The sequence below is a fragment of the Pseudomonas sp. ICMP 460 genome (assembly GCF_002723595.1).
Lineage (GTDB): Bacteria > Pseudomonadota > Gammaproteobacteria > Pseudomonadales > Pseudomonadaceae > Aquipseudomonas > Aquipseudomonas kitaguniensis.
The window spans coordinates 258,708-281,648 of sequence record NZ_LKBR01000024.1 but is presented as its reverse complement, the minus strand read 5'-3'; the positions used below and the strand labels follow the sequence as shown (position 1 = coordinate 281,648).

The window sequence follows — 22,941 nt, the reverse complement described above, 5'->3', positions numbered from 1 at the left end:
AAGGGCCGTCGAAGACTACGACGTTGATAGGTTGGGTGTGTAAGCGCTGTGAGGCGTTGAGCTAACCAATACTAATTGCCCGTGAGGCTTGACCATATAACACCCAAGCAATTTGCTTGCTCTAACGAGCACCAGATTGCGGTGTGTGAAGACGATAGAACCGAAAGTTCGATCTCGCAAAACACCGAAAGCTGTCACATACCCAATTTGCTGAAACCAGATTGCGGTGTGTGAAGACGATAGAACCGAAAGTTCGATCTCGCAAAACACCGAAAGCTGTCACATACCCAATTTGCTGAAGCGAGGCCACTAGGCCACGACTCAGTACCCGAATTTCTTGACGACCATAGAGCATTGGAACCACCTGATCCCATCCCGAACTCAGTAGTGAAACGATGCATCGCCGATGGTAGTGTGGGGTTTCCCCATGTGAGAGTAGGTCATCGTCAAGATTAAATTCCAGAACCCCTGTTTGCTAACGCAAACAGGGGTTTTGTTTTGGGCGGTCGAAAAGTTAATGGGTAAGGCGTGTCGCAGTTTCTTTTAGCTTCACTGGCTTGGGCTATTAAATCTCTCTGTCATTCGGACAAAAGCACCGATGCGTACGTTGCAAACTGCCAGTAATAACTGGCGATGAATTATAAATACCTGACACTTATCGTACTTTTTACCGTGCAGGGTGGACTTACAGTAACGCGACTTAAGATAACCACTATCGAGTGCATAAAAAAATTGAACTTTTCTTGACGGTTATAACGCTGTTAAGCGCTACATCAATAGTTGGTAAATATTCAGAAAGTTAGTTTTTTAAATTAAAGTTTTTTTGCAAGCCGCCGAATTCTTATGCTGTAGGACTGGCACGGAGCAGCCGTCTCGTATATTAATAATTGTCATTCCGAGAGGGCAATATGCTTAAGAACACATTGGTTAATATGAGCGTCAGGTCTAAACTGATACTCGGTTTCACGCTCGTCATAGTGCTCACCGTTCTTATCGCGCTGACGGGGTGGTCGGGCATATCATCACTCAGTGAGCGCAGTGAGCGCGTCGCTGATATTGCCAAGCTCAGTACACTGACGCGAGACATGCGCATAGCCCGTTTGGTCTATAGCTTGAATGCTGACGACGCGAACGCGGCCGGCTGGCTTAAAGCGTATGAAAACCTGGACAACCACCTGGGTTATTTAAGCAAAGTGCTGGACTCCAAACTCAACGTTCCGCATGTAAACACTGCAACAGCGGCGATGAAAGAGTACATAGGTTTCTACACTAGTTTGATCAATGCCACTCACACGCGTGAGGCCAGTCGCAGACTCGTTGGCAGCCGTGGTGATGACGCGGCAGCCAAGTTACAACAGCTCAACGTGTTGGCTAATTCGCCAGACAGCACGTCTGCACAACGCGAGCTAATGACGCAGGCCTTCACACTGTTTCAGAAAATGCGCGCCGATGTGGTGGCGTACACGCTGACGCTGAAACCCGAAGCGCAGCAGCTCGCAATTACTTCAATCTCTGCGACGTCTGCCTATATCAAAACGCTCGAAGGTTCCGGTATCCAACCCGACGCCATCAAAACGCTTGAAGCCTCGCTGAATGAGCATGAGGCTGCTTTTACACAATTTTCGAGCGCTCAGGTTGCGATTAACAACGCCCAGGCAGGTATATCGAAAAACATCGAAATCCTGCTCACGTCCGCTAATCAACTAGCACAAAACCAAGTGGATTTGCGTATTGAAGACGTAAACCAAGCCAGCAAAATGTTGGTTATATGGCTGGTGGTAGCGCTTATAGTCAGCGCACTCGCTGCATGGCTCATCACCCGCGTTATCGTCGGCCCGCTGCTTGAAACGCTGCAGTTGGCTGACCGGGTAGCCAATGGGGATCTGACGCACAACGCTGTCACTACGCGGCGCGACGAGTTGGGCATGTTGCAAACCAGCATGTATCGCATGACTCAAAACCTGCGCCAGTTGATCGGTGGTTTGCGTGATGGTGTCACTCAGATAGCCAGCGCTGCCGAACAGTTGTCGGCAGTCACGGAGCAAACCAGTGCAGGCGTGAATAGCCAGCGCAGCGAAACCGATCAAGTAGCAACGGCCATGAATGAAATGGCAGCCACGGTTCAGGAAGTCGCGCGCAACGCTGAACAAGCCTCGCACGCGGCCGTTACTGCCTCAAAAGAAGCCCGCGAGGGTGATGCGGTGGTGGGCCGTGCCGTGCTTCAGATCGAACAGCTCTCGGCCGAAGTCGGTCACTCCAAGACGGCGATGGATGAGTTGAAGCAAGAGAGCAACAAGATTGGCGGAGTGCTTGATGTGATTCAGGCCGTCGCTCAGCAAACCAACTTGCTGGCACTTAACGCTGCCATCGAGGCTGCTCGCGCGGGTGAAGCCGGCAGAGGTTTTGCGGTGGTCGCCGATGAAGTCAGAAGCCTTGCACAGCGCACCCAGACCTCAACCGAGGAAATTGCATCCTTGATCGATGGTTTACACCGCCGAACTGCACAGGTCGCGACCATCCTCGAAAACAGCCGCGTACTTACCGACAATAGCGTCGAGCTGACCCGTGATGCAGGGACCTCGATCAGTAACATCAGCCGTTCGATCTCGACCATCGAATCCATGAACCTGCAAATCGCCGCTTCTGCAGAAGAGCAGAGCGCCGTCGCCGAAGAAATCAACCGCAGCGTTCTGAACGTCCGCGACATTTCGGAGCAAACCGCCTCCGCCAGTGAAGAAACAGCCTCTTCCAGCGTTGAGTTGGCTAAGTTGGGTGTGCACCTGCAGGGTTTGGTCAGCAAATTCGTTATATAAGGCCAGCTAACACCGTCAGTGCTTAACCTGGACCTGGCTTGTTGTGACAAAACAGCATGCCGTTGGGGAAATCGATGCAAAGTGTTTCTGCATTTTTGGTATGGTGCAGCACATTTTCACAAGGATTGATCTTTCATCCGCAGGACGCGGCGTCGATCTTCTTCAACGAGATGCTGTAGAAATGCCCGAAGCGATACCGATCAAGGATCACGAAAAAGAAAACCGCCTGGTTAACAAGCGTTTACTCGCGTGCGCGCTGTTGGTGATTGGCATTACCTGCGCCCTGGTGGGTCGCATGTACTTCCTGCAAGTGGTGCAGTACGACTATCACTCAACGATTTCTGAAAACAACCGTGTCCACGTATTGCCGATTACGCCGACGCGCGGGTTGATCTATGACCGCAACGGCGTGGTACTGGCGGATAACCGTCCCAGTTACAACCTGACCATCACCCGCGAGCGCACTACCGACCTCAAGGGTGAGCTGGACGCCATCGTCAATCTGCTGCACCTGCCCGCTGAAGACCGCGCCGTGTTCGACAAGGCGCTGAAGCAGGCGCGTCATCCTTTTGTGCCAGTGACGTTGTTCTACGAACTGACCGAAGAACAGATCGCCGTGCTGGCCGTCAACGAATTTCGCCTGCCCGGCGTGGACGTCGAGCCTCAATTCGTTCGCCACTACCCGCTGGGCGCGCACTTCGCCCACTCGATTGGCTACGTCGGCCGCATCAATGAAAAAGAATCCAAGGCCCTCGATTCGGTGGAGTACCGCGGTACGCAATCCATCGGCAAGACCGGTATCGAGCGCTTTTACGAGTCCGAACTGCATGGCCACGTAGGTTATGAAGAGGTTGAAACCAATGCTCAGGGCCGCGTACTGCGCGTGCTCAAGCACACTGACCCGATCCCCGGCAAAAACATCGTGCTGAGCCTCGACGTCAAGCTGCAGGAAGCGGCGGAAGAAGCTTTGGGCGATCGCCGTGGTTCGGTGGTTGCGCTCGACCCGCAGACCGGTGAAGTACTGGCAATGGTCAGTAAGCCGAGCTTCGACCCGAACCTGTTTGTCACCGGCATCAGCTTCAAGGAATACGCCGCGCTGCATGATTCCATCGACCGGCCGCTGTTCAACCGCGTCTTGCGCGGGCTCTATGCGCCCGGTTCAACCATCAAGCCGGAAGTGGCCATCGCCGGTCTCGACAGCGGTGTGGTCACCGCGCAAACCCGGGTGTTCGACCCCGGTTATTACCAATTGCCGGATTTTGACCACAAATACCGCAACTGGAACCACAGCGGCGACGGCTGGGTGGACATGGACGCGGCCATCATGCGCTCCAACGACACCTATTTTTACGATCTGGCTCACAAGCTGGGCATCGACCGCCTGCACGACTACCTGGCCGAATTCGGCCTTGGCCAGAAGGTCTCGCTCGACATGTTCGAAGAGTCGGCTGGCTTGATGCCTTCCCAGGCATGGAAGCGTGCGACGCGGCGCCAACCCTGGTTCCCGGGTGAAACCGTGATCCTTGGCATTGGCCAGGGCTATATGCAGGTCACCCCGCTGCAACTGGCGCAAGCCACTGCGTTGATCGCCAACAAAGGCGTGTGGAACCGACCGCACCTGGCCAAAACCATCAACGGCGTGGCGCCGGTGGATGAAAACCCGATGCCCAACGTGGTACTCAAAGACCCGCGTGATTGGGAGCAGGTCAACCATGGCATGCAACTGGTGATGCATGACCCGCGCGGCATCGCGCGGGCCGCCGCACTTGGCGCGCAATACCGGATCGCTGGCAAGAGTGGTACGGCGCAGGTGGTGGCGATCAAGCAGGGTGAGCGTTACAACCGTAACAAGACCCTGGAACGCCATCGCGACAACGCCTTGTTCGTTGGCTTCGCGCCAGCCGAACACCCGAAAATCGTGATTTCGGTGATGATCGAAAACGGCGAGGCCGGTGGCCGCGTGGCAGGCCCGGTGGTGCGGCAGATCATGGACGCCTGGCTGCTGGACCAGGAAGGCCACCTCAAGCCGCAATACGCAACGCCCGCCAAAGCGCCAGGTGACCCGCACGTCTAGTCTACTTGCCACTCATCCCAGCGCTCTATGCCTGCATAGGCGAGCCAGGGCACATCATGAGCGGTCCAGATGTGCGAGGTGGGCCGAACGCCTGGATCATCATCCAGCGTCGCCACCCGCACAATCACATGGGGCTGATGCCTACGCTCCGCCACCAGATGTGAGCCGCACCTTGAGCAGAAATGCCTGAGCTTGCCCGGTGAAGATTCAAACGACGACAGCAACTCTGCACCCTGCGCCCAGCGAAAGTGCTCGCGCATCACCCCGGCCGTGGCCACAAACGCTGCGGCATGCACCTTGCGGCAACTGTTGCAGTGGCAGTGGCTGATCGGCATGTCCAGGCTGTCCACCTCGTAGCGCACAGCCTTGCACAAGCAACTTCCATTTAACGGCTCAGTCATAACGTTAGGTCGGTTCAAGGATGGGGCATCATCATCGCGCACAACCCAAGGTTGCGCATTGGTCGATGTCGCCTAATGTCAATGGAGGAGGTGACTTATGCACGTATTAGATCGCATCGAACGAAAAGTCCTGCTCAGCGTTTCACGTAAACAGGTGTGGGAAGCACTCACCGATGCCGAGCAGTTCGGCAATTGGTTCGGCGTCGCGCTCAAGGGCAAAACCTTCGCGGCAGGGGATACCCTCGAAGCGCCGATTACCTACGCAGGCTACGAGCACGTGGTGTGGAAGGCCAAGATCGAACGCATCCTGCCGCAGACGCTGTTCTCGTTCTGGTGGCACCCTTACGCGGTCGAGAAGGGTGTCGACTACGACGCTGAAACGCCGACCCTGGTGGAGTTCACCCTGGAAGATCACGCGCCGGGCATTTTGCTGCGGGTGGTGGAGTCCGGCTTTAACGGCGTGCCCGCAGCCCGGCGGCAAAAAGCCTTCAAGATGAACTCGCGTGGGTGGGATGAGCAAATGAACAACATCGAAACCTATCTTGGCGGAGCCCGTCGAGACTGACCGCCTTGACGGTTGACCGGTAGACGTCACCGTTACACGCCGCCCGATAAGGGCGGCGTGTAGCGTTTTAGAAGTCTATCGTCGCCGACAGCTTGGCCACACGCGGATCGCCTTGGGTCAGATAACCGCCCAGCGCCGACTCCCAGTACTTTGTATTGGCAACGTTCTCCACCGTAGCGCCCAGCGATATATCACGCTGGTCGACCTTGAAGGTGTAGCGCGCGCCTACGTCGAAGCGGTTCCATGCCGGCAAGCTCAGGTTGTTGGCTGCATCGGCGTACTGGCCGCCGGTGCGCAACATCCGCCCGTTCACGCTCACGCCCTGCAGGCCGGGCACGTCCCAGTCTACGCCGGCGTTAAGCTGGAATGACGGCACGCCAATCGCACGGTTGCCGTCGTTGGCGCCGTTGAGTGTGTCTTTGAGTTCGGTCTTCATCACGGTGACGCCGCCAAGCACACGCAGGCCGCTGATCGGTTCACCGAACACGTTCAGCTCAACGCCCTGGTTGACCTGCTGGCCCTCACGCACATACAGGGCGGTGGTCGCGCTGGTTTGCGTCGAATAGCCATCACTCGGTTGTTCGATGCGGTACACGCCCAGCGTTGCGCCGTAGGTGCCCATATCAAGTTTGACGCCGGCTTCGGTTTGCTTGGTGCGCGCGGGCGCGTACGCCTCGGCGCCGTTAGTCACGGTCAAACCGCCTGACGCAACCGGTGCCGTCGGGCCTTGGGCCAGCCCTTCAATGTGGTTGGCGTAGAGCGAGACGTGGTCCCACGGCTTGAACACGATGCCGTACACCGGTGTGGTGATCGACTTGTCATACGCGGCAGTGCGCGTGCCCGTGCCGTAGGCAAAGCCCTGAACCACCAACTGCTGGCGGCGCAGGCCGGCGGTGAGCAGCAGGCGGTCGTCCATAAACCCAACGGTGTCCGAGATCGCCGCACTGCGCGCAAAGGTTTTGGCGGTTATACCCGGGTCGTTCATGTCGCCACCCGCGAAGCCGCCTTTAACCGGCGCGGCGACGCTCGATGGCTCGTAGATATTGCTCGCATGGCCGCTGAGGTCAAAGTCGTAGGCGTTGCGCGCCTGAGTCCAGATTCCGGTCAGCCCAAGGTTGAGTTTGTGGCTGACGTCGCCGGTCTGGAATTTACCGTTCAAGCCGGTCATCAAGCTGGTGTTGTCTTCCTGGTGATGAATGCGCGAACCGGTCACGTTGGCATTGCCCAGATTGTCCGTCAGCGTCACCGAGGAATAACGGCCTTCTTCGTTGGTGTGCTTGGCGCCGCCTGCGAGGTAAACGCTCCAGTTGTCGCTCACGTCATAATCGGCGCGCAGCATGCCGAACGTGTCTTCAAGGTCGGTGGAGGCCCACTTGGGGGCGTAGTTGGTGTCTGCTGAGGGCGCATCGGGAATATGCGTGACCGCCGTGCCAAGGAACACCGAGTTGCGGCCACCATTGATGTGCTGGCGTTGGTAGGCAAAGTCAGCCGATAAACGCAGCGCATCACCGCGATAATCCAGGCCTGCGGCAAACAGCCTGGAGCGCTGGTTTTCGTCGTCGATGCCGGTATCGCCTTCGCGCTGGGAAATGTTCACGCGTGCGCCAAAGCGGTTGTCTTCGCCAAAACGCTGGCCCACATCCAAATGTTCGCCCACCCGGCCATCACTGCTGATGTCGGTACTGAAACGGCGTAACGGCACGTCCTCCGCGCGCTTGGGTTGCAGGTTTACGCCACCACCGATGCCTGAGCCGCCGGGCGTTACACCGTTGATAAAGGCATTCGGCCCCTTGAACACTTCAACCCGTTCCAGCGCATCGGTGGACATGATCTGGCGCGGCAAAATGCCGTACAAACCGTTGTAGGAAATATCATCGCCATTCAGCGGCAGGCCGCGAATCACAAAGGCTTGTGACTGGTTGCCATACCCCGACGCCTGGCGCACCGACGCGTCATTGAGCAGCACGTCGCCGACGGTTTCCGCTTGCTGGTCACGTATCAGTTTCTCGGTGTAGGCGGCCATGCTGAACGGCACGTCCATGATGTCCTGGTTGCCCAGCACGCCCAACTGGCCGCCACGTGCCACTTGGCCGCCGGCGTATACCGGCGGCAGGGCATTCGGCGCGGGTGCGTCGGCGCTGATGCGCGTGGCGTCCAATTGAAGTGCAGTGCCGCCCTGGCTGTTGTTCGCTTCCTGCGGGGTCAGTGGGGATTCGGCGTGAGCGGCAAAACTCACTGAGCAGCAAAGGGCCAGCAGGGTAGGGCAAAACGGGATGGAAAGTCGGGCACGGGCGGGCATGGTCGATCCAGACGGCGAACCGTCACAGTGAGGAAAAGGGCAACAATGTTGCGCGTCCTCGCTGCGCGGATACGACTCCGGCGCGAATGATAGTGATTGTGATTAACATTTTGCAACAAGTTTGTATTATTGTGGTCTGCGCGCGCGTTAACCGGCCGCGTCCAGGCGGATGCCGAGTAGAATCACGCCCTGACGTTATGGCTGAGGTGCGGTACGGTGGATTTACAGCAGGGTTTTGTCCTGACCCGGCATTGGCGCGACACCCCGGCGGGCACGGAGGTCAGTTTCTGGCTGGCCACCGACCACGGCCCCCGGTGTATTCGCCTACCCGTGCAACCGTCGGTGATGTTCATTCCCGAGGTGCACCGCAAGCCGCTGGATTGGCTGCTCAAGGGCGAGCGCGAGGTCGAATTGCGCCCGCTGCAACTGTGCGATTTCCACCACCGCAAGGTGTTGGGCCTTTACACCCGGCAGCACCGCCAAGCGATGGACCTGGAGAAACGCCTGCGCGCCGCCGGCGTCGACGTCTACGAGGGTGACATACGCCCGCCCGAGCGTTACATGATGGAGCGTTTCATCACCGCGCCGGTCTGGTTTGGCGGAACGCCCGACGCCGACGGCACGCTGTTCGATGCGCAAATGAAACCTGCGCCCGACTACCGCCCGCCGCTGAAACTGGTGTCTCTGGACATCGAGACCACGGCCAAAGGCGACCTCTATTCCATCGCCCTTGAAGGCTGCGGCGAGCGCCAGGTGTACATGCTCGGCCCGCCGAACAGGGCCTGCGCGGTCGACTTCAAGCTCGACTACTGCGACACCCGCGCGCAACTGCTCGAACGCCTTAACCAGTGGCTTGCGACCCACGACCCGGATGCGATCATCGGCTGGAACGTGGTGCAGTTCGACCTGCGCGTGCTGCACGAACATGCCCAGCGCCTGAATGTGCCGCTGCTGCTCGGGCGCGGCGCTGAAGCCATGGCCTGGCGCGAGCACGGCAGCCGCAACCACTACTTTGCGGCGGCAGCGGGGCGGCTGATTATTGATGGCATTGAAGCGCTGCGTTCGGCCACATGGAGCTTTGAATCATTCAGCCTGGAAAACGTCGCGCAAACCCTGCTCGGCGAAGGCAAGGACATCTCCACGCCGTACCAGCGCATGGACGAAATCAACCGCATGTTCGCCGAGGACAAACCCGCCCTGGCGCGCTACAACCTCAAAGACTGCGAGCTGGTCACGCGGATTTTCGAGAAGACCGAGCTGCTCAAATTCCTGCTGGAGCGGGCCAGCGTCACCGGGCTGCCGGCGGACCGCAATGGCGGTTCAGTTGCGGCCTTCACCCATTTGTACCTGCCGCTGATGCACCGCCAAGGCTTCGTTGCGCCGAACCTCGGCGATAAACCACCGCAAGCCAGCCCCGGCGGTTTTGTCATGGACTCGCGCCCCGGCCTTTACGAGTCGGTGCTGGTGCTGGATTACAAAAGCCTGTACCCGTCGATCATCCGCAGTTTCCTGATTGACCCGGTGGGCCTGATCGAAGGCCTCAAGCACCCTGATGACAGCGCGTCGGTGGAAGGCTTTCGCGGTGCGCGGTTCTCTCGCACCCGGCACTGCCTGCCGTCCATTGTCACGCGCGTGTCCGAGGGCCGCGAGCTGGCCAAGCGTGAGCACAACGCGCCGTTGTCGCAGGCGCTGAAAATCATCATGAACGCGTTCTACGGCGTGCTGGGTTCCAGCGGTTGCCGGTTTTTCGACACGCGGCTGGCGTCGTCGATCACGATGCGCGGGCACCAGATCATGCGCCAGACCCGCGAACTGGTGGAGGCCAAAGGGTATGAGGTGATCTACGGCGACACCGATTCCACCTTCGTCTGGCTCGGCAGTGCGCATTCCCAGGCAGACGCCAGCCGTATCGGCGAGGCGCTGGTGCAACACGTGAACGAGTGGTGGCGCGCGCATTTGCACAACGAATTCGGCCTGCAAAGCGCCCTGGAACTGCAATACGAAACCCACTTCAGTCGCTTCCTCATGCCGACCATTCGGGGCGCGGAGGAGGGCAGCAAAAAGCGCTACGCCGGGTTGGTCGTGCGCGCCGATGGCAGCGAACAAATGGTCTACAAGGGCCTTGAAACCGTGCGCAGCGACTGGTCGCCGCTGGCCCGGCAATTCCAGCAAGCGCTTTACCAGCGCATCTTCCATCGCCAGCCCCATCAGGAGTATGTGCGCGACTATGTGCGCCGTACCTTGAGCGGCGAACTCGATGACCTGCTGATTTACCGCAAACGCCTGCGCCGCCAGTTGGGCGACTACGAACGCAACGTCCCGCCGCATGTACGCGCTGCGCGCCTGGCGGATGAATACAACGACCGCCTCGGGCGACCGCGCCAGTACCAGCGTGGCGGCTGGATCAGCTATGTGATGACCGTCAACGGGCCGCAGCCGCTGGAAGTGCGGCAGGCGCCGATTGATTATGATCACTACGTCACTCGGCAACTGCAGCCGGTGGCCGATGCTATTCTGCCGTTTGTGAATGATGATTTCGGCACCTTGGTCGGCGGGCAAATGGGCCTGTTCTAAACCGCCACTTAACCGCCAAATGGCTGCGACAGCGAGGAAACGCCCATGTACACGCTCTACGGCACCGACGAATCCGGCTCCTGCATGATCGAAATCGCCCTACAGCGTTGCGCGGTGCCGTGGCATCGGGTTAACGCCAGTTCCTGGGACGACGGCGAGGGCAGCGACGCTCTTGCGCGTATCAACCCGCTCAAACAGATTCCTACGCTGGTCACGCCCGATGGCCAGGTGTTGACCGAAAGCGCCGCGATTCTGATCCACTTGGGCCTGGAGTTTCCGGCTTCGGATCTATTGGGCGGTGACCGCGCGCAGATCCTGCGAGGCCTGGTGTACATCGCTGCCAATTGCTATTCGGCCATCGGCATCATCGACTACCCGCAACGCTGGCTGGGCACTGCGGATGAGGCGGCGCAGGCGCAATTGGTCACTGGCACGCGCCGCTACCTGCATCAAGCCTGGGTGGTGTTCGCCGACCAGTTTGCCGAGCAGTTGTTTGCGCCGAATGCACGGCCGAATGCGCTGGGCATTATGGCCGCTGCGGTGTCGCGCTGGGACGCAGCCCGCGAGATGCTCAGCAGCCTGGCGCCAGGCTTTGCCCAGACGTTGGCGCAGGTGGATGCCGACCCGCTTGTGGCGCCCGTGTTTGCCCGGCATTGGCCGCAGTGGGGTGTCGCGTAATGGGCGTGCAATCAGAAGAAACAATGATGATTGAGGGCAGCCGATCCCTTGCGTGGCGGGCGTCCTGACCTACGCTTCTTAACGTAGTGTAGGAATCATCCTTGAAATTGACTGTCGCAGACATGAAACTCAAGAACACTGCATGAAATTCAAAGGAGGTGCGCATGCTCATCCGGTCGCTGACCCTGGCTACCTTGATGGCTTTTACGGGGCCGCTGTTGGCCGCGGATGATATTAACCCGCTCAAGCAGGACATGGGCAAGTCACGCCCGCTGGTGGTTGTGGAGCTGGATTCCGGCAACCAAACATTGGCCACCTTGCACAAACAGCTGGAAGAGCCTGCCACCAAGCAGTCCTTTGAAGAGCGCAGCATGGTGTTCTACACCGTGAAGTTCGGCAGCATCGGTGCCGAAGGGGAGAAGTTCGCCAAAGACCCGAAGGACAACAAAAAGCTCACGCCGCCTGAAACCAATGCCTTGATCCGTGCGCTCAAGTTGGGTGCCGGCAGCGGCACCAAAGTGATTCTGGTGGGCAAGGACGGCGAGAAAAAACTCGAGAAGACCGTGCCTCCGGATACCCTCGACCTGAAAGAGTTCTTCAGCGCCATCGACCAGATGCCGATGGCCGAGAAAGAACTCGCCGCCCCAGCCGAACCCGAGCCTGCCGCCGCAGCGCCGGCCAAGGGCGCGAAAGCCGGCAAACCCGCCAAGCCTGCGCCGCAATCACTGGATGACTGACGGACCTGCTCGCAGGGGCGAGCCCGCTCGCTCCTACGGGTTTTTAGCGGCTTTACGCACTGGAAACGGAAAGTAAAAAAAGCGCAAAAACGCCACGCGCTTGATCACTTCGCCGATCAACAACGGCGCTACGATCGCCGTCACCAAACCCACACTCGCCGCCACAAACGGATGCAGGCCTACGCGCTCCATCAGGTCCACCGTCTTGTGCTGGATTTCGCCGTGGAAGATCAACAGAATCAGCGTGGACTGGCCAATGTAGGTCATCACTCGGGTGATCAGCGCCGACACCATCAGCACCCGCGCCAGCGCCCAGCACACGTACACGCCAATCAGCGCCAGCAAGCTGCTCCACAGCCAATGGTCATAGCGACGTTGCGCGATGTCCATGGTGTCGCGGCTGAAGATGAACACCGCCGCGAACAGTGCCACCGACACCAGCAAGGTCAACAGTGAGCCCGAATGGGTGCGTAACCAGTCGCGCAGCAAATAGCCGTAGACGAAACAGGCACTGCTGACCAACGTGATATCAAGGCCGAACGGCAGGCCCGGCAGCACCCAGCTGTGCCCGCCGAAGGTGACCGGCAATTGCCAGAACCACGGCAGCATCCAGATGCCGACCAGCAATTGCACCACCATCAACACGCAGCTCACCGGCAGCGACAGCTTCCAGCGCGAAATCAGCCGCAGCACCACCCAACTGAACAGTATCGCTACCCAGAAGTGCGGCAGAAACCACAGCGCCTGCCACGGAATGGTGTCCACCGAGGCGTACAGCACGCCGCCTATATCCGGCAGCAACGGCTGACCCCGCAGGATGTCGCGCACGATCACATACGCCAGCATGGTGAAGAAAAACGGCTTGAGCAGGGCGTCGGCCTTGCGTATTGCCATCTCCCCAAACGGCTGCTCAGGCTTGAAGAACACCCCGGACAGAAAGAAGAACAACGGCAATACAAACGAGGCGAGGATCGGGTAGAGCAGCTCCGGCGAGGACGCGACAAACCAGCTGTGGGCGTACACGATTACCAGAATGCCAATGCCTCTGGCGATGTCCATTTGAATCCAACGATGTTTCACCTGACTACTCCCTTCGATAAATTCACCGCCTGCAGCAGGCTTGGTCATTCAGGCCTTGCGCCACGGCTTCAGCCACAGCCCCATGCCCAGCAACACCACGGCGCCGGCCAGGGTGCTGAGCCCCAGTTGCAGCCATACGCCGTCAATGGGGAACAGCAGCAGCGCCGCCAACCCCATGACGATTGCGCTGAGCAGCCAGTGCCGCGCCCACGGCAAGTCGCCGAGCAAACGCTGGCGTTGCATCAGTAGCAGCGCGGTACAGAGCACCCCCGCCAGCGCGGCCAGCGGAATACCCGCCAGGCCAACTACAAAGGGCAGGGCGCCGAGCAACAGCACGTTGACCAGGCTCCCGAGCAACTCACAGCGCAGCGGCTGGCGTGTATCGCCGGCGGCATAGGCATAACGCGCGAGCAAGGCGTTCCACGCGCCAAACACCAATGGCACGGCAAACCAGGCCAGCAACAACGGCAACGGCGAATCCGCCGACTGCTTGGGCAGCAGCAACGCCACCAGGCTCGGCGCGGCCGCCACCAGGCCGACCCCGGCAGGCAAGGTCAGCACGCTGGCGGTTTCCAGGCCGCGCTTGAGCAACGCCAGGCGCTCGTCGCCCTGGCGTCGGCTCATCATGCCCAGCAGCACCTGGTTCAGGCTCATCAGCGCAATCAGCGGCAGGTTCATCAGCTTGCGGGCAAGGTTGACCCACGTGACGGCGCCTTCACCCAGCAGCGACGCCACCAGCCGCTCGATCAACGCCAACCCTTGGCTGGCGCCATTGCTTAACAACAATGGCCCGATGCGCTGGCCGAGTTCGCGCAGCGGCGCAACGCTCAGTTGCCAGCGCCACGGCCGCCAGCCTTGGCGCCAGACCGACGGCAGCAAGGCCAACGGCATCAGCAGGCTGCCGGCAAGGCACGCCAGCGCCAGAACATGCGCCTGAGTGGCAGTGCCTGCCAGCGCCAGGTACGTCACCGGCGGCAGGTTGAACAGCAGCGAACCCAAGCCCGCCAATACAAAGCGTTCGCTGGCCTGCAACGGAATGCTGAACAGCGCATGCAGCATCAGGCCCGGCACACACCAGGCGACAATTTGCAGGTTGCTGCCGGCAAGGGCGGTGGCGCTGTCCGCCAACCCCGGGCCGAGTATTTGCACCAGCCACGGCGCCAGCAGCGTCAGCAACAGGCTGGTGAACAAGGCGATCAACAGCAAGGCCGGGAACAGCACGCCCAGCCAGTCCAGCCGTTCAGTGCTTTTGCGTTCGAGGTACAGCGGCAGCGCGGCGGCGCTCAACACGCCACCGGCCAACGACATGCGCAAGGCCTCGGGTAAAAACAGCGCGATCAAGAACGCATCGCTGCGCTCGCCTGCACCCCACGCCGCCACCAGCAACCATTCGCGGGCGAACCCCAGGCACAGGCCCAGCAGGGTGGCCACGGTCAGCCAGACGGCGGAACCGAGCACGCTTAAGACCTTGCGCCGTCAAGCATCGGCTTGCGATAAACGACTGCCTTGACCTGCGGCAAACGTGCCGGAAACAAACGCCGCGCCTCCAATACGTTAATGCCGACCATCAGCCAGAACAGCGCGACCATCACCACCGCAAAACTGAAGTAGTGGTCAAACAAACCGCTGACCAGTGCCGAAAGAATCCCGGCAGTGCTGCCCAGCCACAGCGCGTTGTCTTTGGTCAGGCGGATCGGGCCTTTTTCCGGGCGCGCTTCACGCCACCAGCGCACGGTGACTGCAACAAACAGCAGCATGCCGACAATGCCGGTCTTGTAGATGAAATTCAGCCACAGGTTGGAGATGCCCAGCAACTGCGTACCCGGCACCGGCGGGTCGACTTTGAAACCGATGCCGAACGGGTACGCCGCTACCGCCTGCGGGAACATGCGGTACTCATCGAAACGCACTTCGGTACTCGCGTTGTCCGACGAGAAAATCGTCGCCAGGCGCTCCTGCAACGGCGGGTAAGCCATCACCAGCGCGACCGTCAGCGCCGCGCCGATCATCAACAGGCGCCCGGTGTAGGGCACGCGCCGCGTGGCCATCCACATCAGCACCAGCGCCAGGCTGACCATCGCGCCACGGCTGCTCGCCAACAGCAACGCGGCGGCACCCAGGCAGGCCACGCCCAAGCCCAGCGCGCGTTTCCAGCCTTGTTCGGTCATGCCGTAACAGAATGCCAGGGGCAGTAGCAGCGCCATGATCCCGCCGATGGCATTCGGGTGCATCCACGGCGAACCCATGCGCGACGACATCGCCTCCAGGCCGAATTTGAGCATGTCGAAGTTGCCGTAATTGAACACTGCCAGAATCGGCGCAATGCCTGCGCCCGAGCGGGTGCGCAGAAACACTGCAATCGACAGCACCAGCATTGCCAGCGTGCCCAGCAACAGCGCGATCACCAGCGATTCGCGCTGCTTGTAGCCCACCAGCAATTTGGCGCCGAGGAACACCGCCGACAGGCTCAGCAACCAGCGCAGCCAGTTGGCCGTGCCGCTGGTGTCGGCCTGGATGCTGATTTGGCCGACGATAAACGGGAACACGCTGAACAGCATCAGCCACAGCAGCATCTGATCGGTGGGGCGGCGTGACAGGCTCGGTGTGTCTGGCACACGCGACAGAAAGCTGTGCCACAGCACCGCGCCCCACGTCAGCGCCAGAATCGCCTCGCTGACGGTGGTGCGAATACCCAGGTTGACCGTCGAATACGGCATAAAGGTCGCAACCCCGGCAAACAGCAACAAGCCCCACAGCGGGAAGCGCAGAATGGTCACGGCGGCGGCCAGGCCGATCACGGCGAGAAACGCCTTGGCCGGCGAGAGCATCAGGGCGAGTGCGCCAAACAGCAGGCCGAACATGATCGCGACGAGGCCTGCCAGTGAAAGTCTCATGTTAATTCCTCGATCAGTTCGGCCAGGCGTCGGCTATAGGCCTGGTAATTGAAGCGTTGCGCCCACTGCTTGCGTTGTTCCGGTGAGTCTTCGCTGGGGCGATCAACCAGCTCGACCATCAGTTGCACCAGCGCCGGGCCATCGGTGGGCGAAAAACGCGGCGACGACGGCGGGGTGATTTCATCCAGCGACGTGCCGCTGGCCACCGCCACCGGCGTACCGACGCTCAGCGCCTCGATCACCGGCAAACCAAACCCCTCGGCATACGACGGCTGCCACAAACGCGCGGCCTGCTGGTACAACGCGTGCAACTCGGCGTCCGACACGCCACTCAAGGCGCGAATGCCTGGCAGGCTGCGTTGCGCCTCGGGTAAATGCTCAAGGCTGCCCACCAGCACCAGTTCCGGCACCGCAGGCGACAGGCGCCGCGCCTGCTGCCAGGCGGCGACTAAAAACGGCACGTTCTTGCGCAATTCGCGGGTGCCCACCAGCAACCAATAACGCTTGGGCAACTGGCGCGCGGTAAGGTCCGCCGCCCGGTCGACAAACCCGTCCACTTGGTTGGGCAATACCCGAATCTTGCCCGCCGCCCTGGGAAACAGCCGCGCGGTTTCATCGGCGCTGTACTGCGAAGGCGTCCACACCCGGTCGGCACTGTGCACCGCATAGGCAATCGACAAACGATCGCTGGTTTTGTAGAGCAGCGCTTTCAAACGGTTGGCGTGGTAGTTGTTCAGCGTAATCTGAAACAGGTCATGCAACAGCACCACGCTGCGCAAGCCTTTCGGTTTGGGCGGCAATGGCAGGCCCATATTGAAGGTGCTGATGTACAGGTCAATGTGTTGCTCACGCAACGCGCGCGGTAAAAAACCGGCCTCGAAACGCAACCGATTTTGCGGTTGATGCATCGCGGTTTTCGCGCACCCCCACGCCGGGCAATGCGCCTGAAAGCGCGTTTCATCGCCCAAGGGCGCCACGGTAAACCGCTCAAGTTCGATACCTGGCAGGGTGCGCAGGGCATTTTCCAGCGCATACACCTGGCGGCTGATGCCCGATTGCGGTGAGGTGCCGACGGTACGGTAATCCAGGCCTACACGCATGCGGGCTCCTCTTGATTGAGCGGCGCAAGGCTCGCGTAGACCCGTTCCAGTTGGCTGGCGGCAACACTCCAGTCATGCGCCCGACGCACATAGGCGCGACCGGCTTCGCCCATCGGCGCGGCAGCCTCGGGAAACTGCAACAGGCGCACCACGGCGTCCGCCAGGCTGGTTGCGCTTTGCCCGCCAAGGTAGTCGAGGCCTTCGATCAGGTCCAGGCCCGACACGCCTTGTTCGGTGCTGGCCAACGGCAGGCCGGCGGCCAAGGCTTCGAGCACTTTCAATTTGGAACCGCCGCCATGGCGCAACGGCGCCAGAAACACTGAGCAACTTGATTGTAAATTCAGCAGGTCGGGTACAAACCCTTGCCACTCGATGCGCGGGTCTTTCCAGCGCTCACGCCAACTGCCGGGCATGCCAAAACCGCACACGCTCATGCGCGCGTCGGGGCAGCGTTCCCAGACTTTGGGCAAAATCTCGTCGAGTGCCCACTCAATCGCATCCACGTTCGGCGCGTATTCATAGTTGCCCAAAAACAACACGCGGCGCGTGCCGGGGTCGGGATGGGCGGCGGCGAAATGGTCGCAGTCCACGCCATTCACCACCACCGGCACCGGTTTACCGGCGATTTTTTCAAGCACTTGTGCGTCACTGTCGGTCACCGCCACCACTTGCGCGGCCTGGCGCATTACGCGGTGTTCCCAGCGGGTGTAGCGCCATTGATCGTAGCGAATGAACGGCAGTGCCCAACGCGGCAAGCGGTCGTAAGTCGCCGCGCCGAGCGCCGATTCAACGTTGTGCTCGGTCAGCACGAAGGGCTGGGCTGTGCGCATCAGGGCCTCTTCGTACGGCTGAAAAGTGTAGGTGTGTTCGATCTGCACCACGTCCCACTGTTCATTTAGCAATTGGTTGAAGGTCGTTTGCAGCGCGCTCGACAGGCCATTCACGCTGGCCAGCAGCGGGTAGGGCGCAAACAGCCCGGCCGCGAGGGTTTTGAGGCTGCGCAGCGGGCGCCGTGGCAAGGTGATCACCTGTTCCAAAAACGCCTCCAGCACATGGCGATCCGCTGGCGACACCGGTTGCTTGTCATGCAGCAGCAAGGTGATCCGATGCCCACGCGCGGCCAGGCTGCGCAGCAGATGGAACTGGCGCGTCTTGCCGCCGCTGGTCGCGGGCCAGGGCGAGTAGGGCAGTATCCATAAAATGCGCATGGCAGGCTTCAATCCCATAGCAGAATTTGCAGGTTCGGCTTGACCGGTACGGTCAGCCCATTGGTGCCGCTGACGGGGGTTTGTGTGCTGCGCAGTGGGTCGTAGAGGGTCGCGTTGGCCAGCCCAGGCAAGTGCGCATTGCCGCCTTGGGCCGACCAGAAGAACCACAATTTACGGCCGTCGGCGCGGGTCCAGCCGATGCTGAACAAGCCGTCGGGCAACTGGTCGGCAGTGGGCGGGTCGCCGGGGGTCAGTTGCGGGCCGCTCACGTCGAGGAAGTTTTTCAACGCGGTGTAGACCGGCTTCGGGTTGGCGTCGATGTCGAGCAAACCGTAGAACTGGTCCCGCACGCTGGCGCGCTGGTCGAGGTCGCTCAAGGTGAACAAAAAAATCTTGTCGAAATCCATGGTGCTCATCAGCGCCACGCGGCGCACCACGTAATCGGCCTGGCCTTGCAGGGTGATGATGTCTTGAGCGTCTTTTGGCCCTGGGTAGGTCGACCAGCCCCACTCGGTACTCCACAGGGTCTGTACGCCGCCGTTGCGCAGGGACTGGTTGAGCGCGTTGGTTTTGGTGATGAAGTCGAGGTTGGCCGGGTCGTTGCCCTCGGGCAGTTGGGTATACGGGTGGTAGGAAATAATCGTTTTCAAGCTGGCCACGCCCAGCGCACCAAGGGCATCGAACATGGTCTGGCCGTTGGGCATTTCGCTGAAGAACGCCATGCCGGCGGCGACCACCGGTTTGTTCGCATCGACAGCGCGCAACGCCGAGGCCGTGGCGGTCAGCAGCTTGGCGTAGCCCGCAGGGTCGGCCGCCGGGCGCCAAAAGCCGAGCAAGTTCGGTTCGTTCCACACTTGCCAGGCGTTGACGCTGGGGTAGCGCTGGGCCAACAAACCCATGCGGTTGGCGAACACGTTCGGGTCTTTGGGCGGGTACTGGTCCTGATACGGTGCACCCTTCGGCGCGGTGGTGGCGAAGGGCGCCGAGCCGACCATGTAGAACACCGATTTAAGCTGGTTGTCTTGCAGCTTATCGACCAGTTGGTCCAGGGTTGCGATCTGATACTTGCCTACGGTGGGTTCCAGTTGGTCCCAGTGCAAATCCAGGCGCACCCATTGCAAGCCCAGCGCCTTGAGGCGGTCAATTTGCAGTTGGTAACGCGCCGGGCTGAACCACAAAAATTGCGCGTTTACGCCCAAAAAATCTTTCCACACCACCACTTTGTTGCCCTTGAGCACATGGCTCTCGGCGTCGGCCTGGCGGCCCCACATAAACACGCTCAGGCCAAGGGCTGCGACCACGGCAAGCGTGGCGAAGTAGGTGCGTTTACGCGCCATAGGGTGCTCCTTGAATGGCCTGCTCAAAGCGCTGCCTGAATTTTTCTGCGGTCACCGGCCACAAGCGCTCGCGGCCGATTTCTGCCGCACGTTCGGCCCAGTCCCTGGCAAGCGACGGCGTACGCGCCAGGCGCAACAATTGTGCGCTCAGCGCCGCCACATCACCTTGCGGATAAATGGCGCCGTTGCCGCTGGCGACTTCTTCGGCAAATGCGCGGGCGTCCGAAGTGATCGCCCCGCGCCCGCAGGCTGCCGCCCAAGACAGTGCACCGCTGGTGCCACGTTGGCGCCCCAGCAGGCCAAGTTTTTTTGATTCGCGATACGGCAGCACCATCACATGGTGCGCCTGAATCGTCTGCGCAATCTGGCTGGCCGGCAGGTTCAGCCGCCAGTCGATAGAGCCCGCCAGGCCGAGTTCGGCGATCTGGCTGTGCAACTGCTCCAGGTAATTGCCGCCCGCGCCAAACGCCATCTCGGCGGCAGTGCCACCGGCCAGCGTCAGGCGCACACGGTCACGCAATTCGGGGGCTTGTTTGAAGGCGTCAGCCAATGCTTGCAGCAGGTCTTCAATGCCTTTGCCACGGTAGATAAAACCAAAATACAGCAGGCGCAGGGTCTCAAGCGACGGTAACGGCGCGGGTTCAATGGCCAGGTTGGCGTGGTTGATCACTGCCACTTTGCCGCTCGGCAATTGCATGCGCCGGCTCAAGCAATCGGCACCCAAGCGGGTCAGCGTGATCAGCCGCGTCAGGCCTTGGGCAACGTGACGCTCTTCGCGCAAGGTCAGCGGGTCGGCCAGCACCACCGCCGCTTGTGGCAGCGGGCTGGGCAAGCGTTCCAGCAGGTTCAGCGGAAACGGCAGGTGCTCGCGCCGCCAAACCATGCGCTCCGGGTCATGTACGGTGGCCGTCAGCGGCAGGTTGGGGTAGGCCTTGCGCAACTCGCGCAGGGCCAGGAACTCGCCCAGTCGGCCGCCACCCAGCTCGGCGTGCACCAGGTCCACGCTCTGCCAATCGAAGCCTGCGACGGCCTGCTTGATCGCAACGCTGTTGCCTTCCACGCCGCTCAACGGTGTCGCCACCGTCACGCCCAACTGCTGCAATGCTGCCTTGAAATGGTTCGCGTAGTCGGCGATGCCGTTTTTTTCCGGCGGCAAGGGCGCGAGCAGGGCGATGCGCATTAGAACGCTCCCCGGTATTTGGCGATGGATTTAAGCACCTTGGCCGGCACTTCGAATTTGCGTCGGTTGATGATGATGCCGTCCACTTTGCCGAACGCAGTGTTGAGGATCGACAGCGCGTGTTCCACCACCGGCACCGTGGTTTTCTGCGCTTCCACCACCAGCGCAATCAGGTCGGCGCGCAGCAAGTTGACGAACGCATCGCGGTTGTCCAGCAGCGCCGCGGCGTCCAGCAGCACCACTTCGCCGGGTAACGCCGGCGACACGCCGCCGACCCGCACGGTGATGCCGTTTTCTTGCAGCAATTGGCGCAGTTGCTCCACCACAAAGGTCACCCCTTCGCCGTGGCGCGCCGAGGTCAGCCCGAGGGTCAAACCTTGCTCGGCAACGCGGTCCAACTGCAACAACCCATACAGCCGGTAAATGCTTGCGTTGAACGCGTTGGTACTCTGCGCGGTGCTGGTGTCCAGCTCCGGCAGGGTGGTCCACAGTGGCAGGCCAAACTTGCGCTCCACCAAGCCGCCGTCATGTATGCGCTGGTCCATCAGGTAGCACAGGTAGATCACCAGCAAGCCGACGACGATCGCGAACGGGATCGCCAGCACCAGCATCACCAGGGTTTTCGGGAAGATGCGGCCGGGGTTGAGGGTGGCCTCTTCGATCACCGCAATGTTGCTGATCTGGCTGTTGTCCAGTTCGCGGTCGATACGCGATTTTTCCAGGTTGTCGACGTACAGCGTGTAGTTACGCTCGGTCGCATTCAGCTCACGCGAGAGGCGCGCCAGCTCCGGTTCAATCTCCAGCGCTTGCTTGCGTTGGGCTTCGAGGTTTACCAGTTGTTTTTGCTGTTGCACCAGTTGTGTACGCAGCGCCTGGTTGTTGCTCGACTCATCCAGCAGCACCCGCTGCAGGTGAATTTCGAGGGTATTCGGCGCACGGTTTTCCGAGGCCTGCACGGTGTTGCTGACATTCGCGACTTGCGCCTGCATGGCACGAATCGACGCGTCCAGGGCTCTCACCGGCGGCGCGTTATCCGTGTAGGTGCGCATCATGTCAGCCTTTTCCAGCAGCTTTTGGTTGAGCAAACGGCGCAAATCCTGCTGCTGCGGGTTGAGCGCAATCTGACGAACCGTGGTCACTTCCTTGGGCTGCGACTTGAGCTGAGTGCGGGTGCTGTCAATCGCACTGTCGGACGAGGCGATCAACCGCGTGGTATTGAACACTTCGCCACGCAGCACGTTGATACGCTCGGACAAATCTTCGAGGCGATCGGTAATGCTCGCCGCGCCAATCTCGTTCAGGTGGCCGAGGATCTGCTCTTTATAGCTCTTGATCTCGGTAGCACTGTTGCTCACCTGGGCCTCGTAGAAGGCATACAGGCTCTTGCGGCCCAAGGCCTCTGTGCGCTCGGCGATGTAGGTTTCGATCCAGTCTTTGACCACCGCTTGGGCAATCTCCGGGTCGCCCCACTTGAAGCTGATGTCCATCACCGTGGAGCCGACGGCGTGGCTGACTTCAAAGCTCTTTTCCAGGCTGGCGGCAATGCGCTCTACCGGCGTGGTTTTTTCGACGATGCCGACGGTTTCCAGCACCACCCGCAGGCCGTCGAACACCGCGCCCACGCCTTCCCTGACGTAGTACTTGGCGCGCTTCCAGACGCCCTCTGGCGGCGTGGCGTTCTCGCTGATTTGCAGGTAGTGCTCGGCCACTGCGCGTACGATCGGGCGCCCGGTCAGCAAGCGCTCCTCGTCGACAATCGGATCACGCTGGGTGCTGGGCATCACCATCGCCTGGCGGTTGCTGATTTCGATCGGCAGGGTCGAATCGCGCCCCGGCTTGACCAATAGGCGCGCGGTGGATTCGTACTTGGCCGGCAGCAAAAATGCGCTCAGCAAAATGATCACCAGCGCGGCGATGGCGGCCAGTTTGAACTCGTGCCGGAAGATGAAAAACAGGCGCAGAAGATCACGAAAAGAACGGATCTCGATCATCGGATGTCGC

At 60.5% G+C, this 22,941-nt stretch carries 16 protein-coding genes, 2 rRNA genes and 1 pseudogene; 9 read left to right on the top strand and 10 right to left on the bottom strand.

Annotation, left to right across the window (positions count from 1 at the left end):
- From AO240_RS18010 to mrdA, 5 genes and pseudogenes are all read left to right on the top strand, one after another.
- Window positions 1-96 (top strand): 23S ribosomal RNA (locus tag AO240_RS18010); the annotation flags it as partial.
- 240 nt (window positions 97-336) lie between these two features.
- A 5S ribosomal RNA gene (rrf, locus tag AO240_RS18005) occupies window positions 337-452 on the top strand.
- A gap of 456 nt (window positions 453-908) precedes the next feature.
- Window positions 909-1,958: pseudogene (locus tag AO240_RS29375) on the top strand (methyl-accepting chemotaxis protein); the annotation flags it as partial.
- Window positions 1,941-2,813 carry a methyl-accepting chemotaxis protein gene (locus tag AO240_RS29370; RefSeq protein WP_371918643.1) on the top strand — a complete coding sequence of 291 codons (873 nt, stop codon included), beginning with the start codon at window positions 1,941-1,943 and terminating at the stop codon, window positions 2,811-2,813. The pseudogene AO240_RS29375 and the gene AO240_RS29370, both read left to right, overlap by 18 nt.
- A gap of 181 nt (window positions 2,814-2,994) precedes the next feature.
- Window positions 2,995-4,887, top strand: a complete 1,893-nt coding sequence (mrdA, locus tag AO240_RS17995) for a penicillin-binding protein 2 (RefSeq protein ID WP_058414122.1) — start codon at window positions 2,995-2,997, stop codon at window positions 4,885-4,887.
- On the opposite strand, the gene AO240_RS17990 is transcribed toward mrdA, so the two are convergent.
- Window positions 4,884-5,288 carry a GFA family protein gene (locus AO240_RS17990; protein ID WP_058414123.1) on the bottom strand — a complete coding sequence of 135 codons (405 nt, stop codon included), beginning with the start codon at window positions 5,286-5,288 and terminating at the stop codon, window positions 4,884-4,886. The genes mrdA and AO240_RS17990 overlap by 4 nt on opposite strands.
- Before the next feature lie 97 nt (window positions 5,289-5,385).
- Between AO240_RS17990 and AO240_RS17985 the strand changes: the two genes are divergently transcribed.
- Window positions 5,386-5,853, top strand: coding sequence for an SRPBCC family protein (locus tag AO240_RS17985; RefSeq protein ID WP_099237953.1), 468 nt, complete (start codon window positions 5,386-5,388; stop codon window positions 5,851-5,853).
- Window positions 5,854-5,920: 67 nt separating this feature from the next.
- Here AO240_RS17985 and AO240_RS17980 read toward each other — a convergent pair whose 3' ends face one another.
- Window positions 5,921-8,152, bottom strand: a complete 2,232-nt coding sequence (locus AO240_RS17980; protein WP_099237951.1) for a TonB-dependent siderophore receptor — start codon at window positions 8,150-8,152, stop codon at window positions 5,921-5,923.
- Between the two features lie 216 nt (window positions 8,153-8,368).
- Here AO240_RS17980 and AO240_RS17975 point away from each other — a divergent pair, with 216 nt between their 5' ends.
- The 3 genes from AO240_RS17975 to AO240_RS17965 all read left to right on the top strand — a co-directional run bounded on the left by AO240_RS17975 (window position 8,369) and on the right by AO240_RS17965 (window position 12,141).
- The gene (locus AO240_RS17975; protein WP_099237949.1) at window positions 8,369-10,726 is read left to right on the top strand and encodes a DNA polymerase II; all 2,358 of its coding nucleotides are present in this window, start codon (window positions 8,369-8,371) and stop codon (window positions 10,724-10,726) included.
- Between the two features lie 45 nt (window positions 10,727-10,771).
- Entirely contained in the window at window positions 10,772-11,404 is a 633-nt protein-coding gene (locus AO240_RS17970) for a glutathione S-transferase family protein (protein ID WP_099237947.1), read from the top strand.
- A gap of 164 nt (window positions 11,405-11,568) precedes the next feature.
- Window positions 11,569-12,141, top strand: a complete 573-nt coding sequence (locus tag AO240_RS17965; RefSeq protein ID WP_099237945.1) for a DUF4174 domain-containing protein — start codon at window positions 11,569-11,571, stop codon at window positions 12,139-12,141.
- A 33-nt stretch (window positions 12,142-12,174) separates the two neighbouring features.
- On the opposite strand, the gene AO240_RS17960 is transcribed toward AO240_RS17965, so the two are convergent.
- Genes AO240_RS17960 through AO240_RS17925 form a run of 8 tightly spaced genes read right to left on the bottom strand, consistent with a single transcriptional unit; the run spans window position 12,175 to window position 22,931 of the window.
- Window positions 12,175-13,221 carry an acyltransferase family protein gene (locus AO240_RS17960; protein WP_099237985.1) on the bottom strand — a complete coding sequence of 349 codons (1,047 nt, stop codon included), beginning with the start codon at window positions 13,219-13,221 and terminating at the stop codon, window positions 12,175-12,177.
- Between the two features lie 48 nt (window positions 13,222-13,269).
- Window positions 13,270-14,679, bottom strand: coding sequence for a murein biosynthesis integral membrane protein MurJ (gene murJ / locus AO240_RS17955; protein ID WP_099237943.1), 1,410 nt, complete (start codon window positions 14,677-14,679; stop codon window positions 13,270-13,272).
- A 2-nt stretch (window positions 14,680-14,681) separates the two neighbouring features.
- Window positions 14,682-16,115, bottom strand: coding sequence for an O-antigen ligase (locus AO240_RS17950; RefSeq protein WP_099237941.1), 1,434 nt, complete (start codon window positions 16,113-16,115; stop codon window positions 14,682-14,684).
- The gene (locus AO240_RS17945) at window positions 16,112-17,215 is read right to left on the bottom strand and encodes a glycosyltransferase family 1 protein (protein ID WP_099237939.1); all 1,104 of its coding nucleotides are present in this window, start codon (window positions 17,213-17,215) and stop codon (window positions 16,112-16,114) included. The genes AO240_RS17950 and AO240_RS17945 overlap by 4 nt, the downstream gene beginning before the upstream one ends.
- Entirely contained in the window at window positions 17,206-18,423 is a 1,218-nt protein-coding gene (locus AO240_RS17940; protein WP_099237937.1) for a glycosyltransferase family 4 protein, read from the bottom strand. Before AO240_RS17940 ends, AO240_RS17945 begins: the two co-directional genes overlap by 10 nt.
- 8 nt (window positions 18,424-18,431) lie before the next feature.
- A complete protein-coding gene (locus AO240_RS17935; RefSeq protein WP_099237935.1) occupies window positions 18,432-19,760 on the bottom strand; it encodes a cellulase family glycosylhydrolase in 1,329 nt (442 codons plus the stop codon).
- Complete coding sequence (locus AO240_RS17930) at window positions 19,750-20,940, bottom strand: glycosyltransferase (RefSeq protein ID WP_099237933.1); 1,191 nt, start codon at window positions 20,938-20,940, stop codon at window positions 19,750-19,752. Before AO240_RS17930 ends, AO240_RS17935 begins: the two co-directional genes overlap by 11 nt.
- Window positions 20,940-22,931, bottom strand: coding sequence for an exopolysaccharide transport family protein (locus AO240_RS17925; RefSeq protein ID WP_099237931.1), 1,992 nt, complete (start codon window positions 22,929-22,931; stop codon window positions 20,940-20,942). Before AO240_RS17925 ends, AO240_RS17930 begins: the two co-directional genes overlap by 1 nt.
- Window positions 22,932-22,941: the final 10 nt, after the last annotated feature.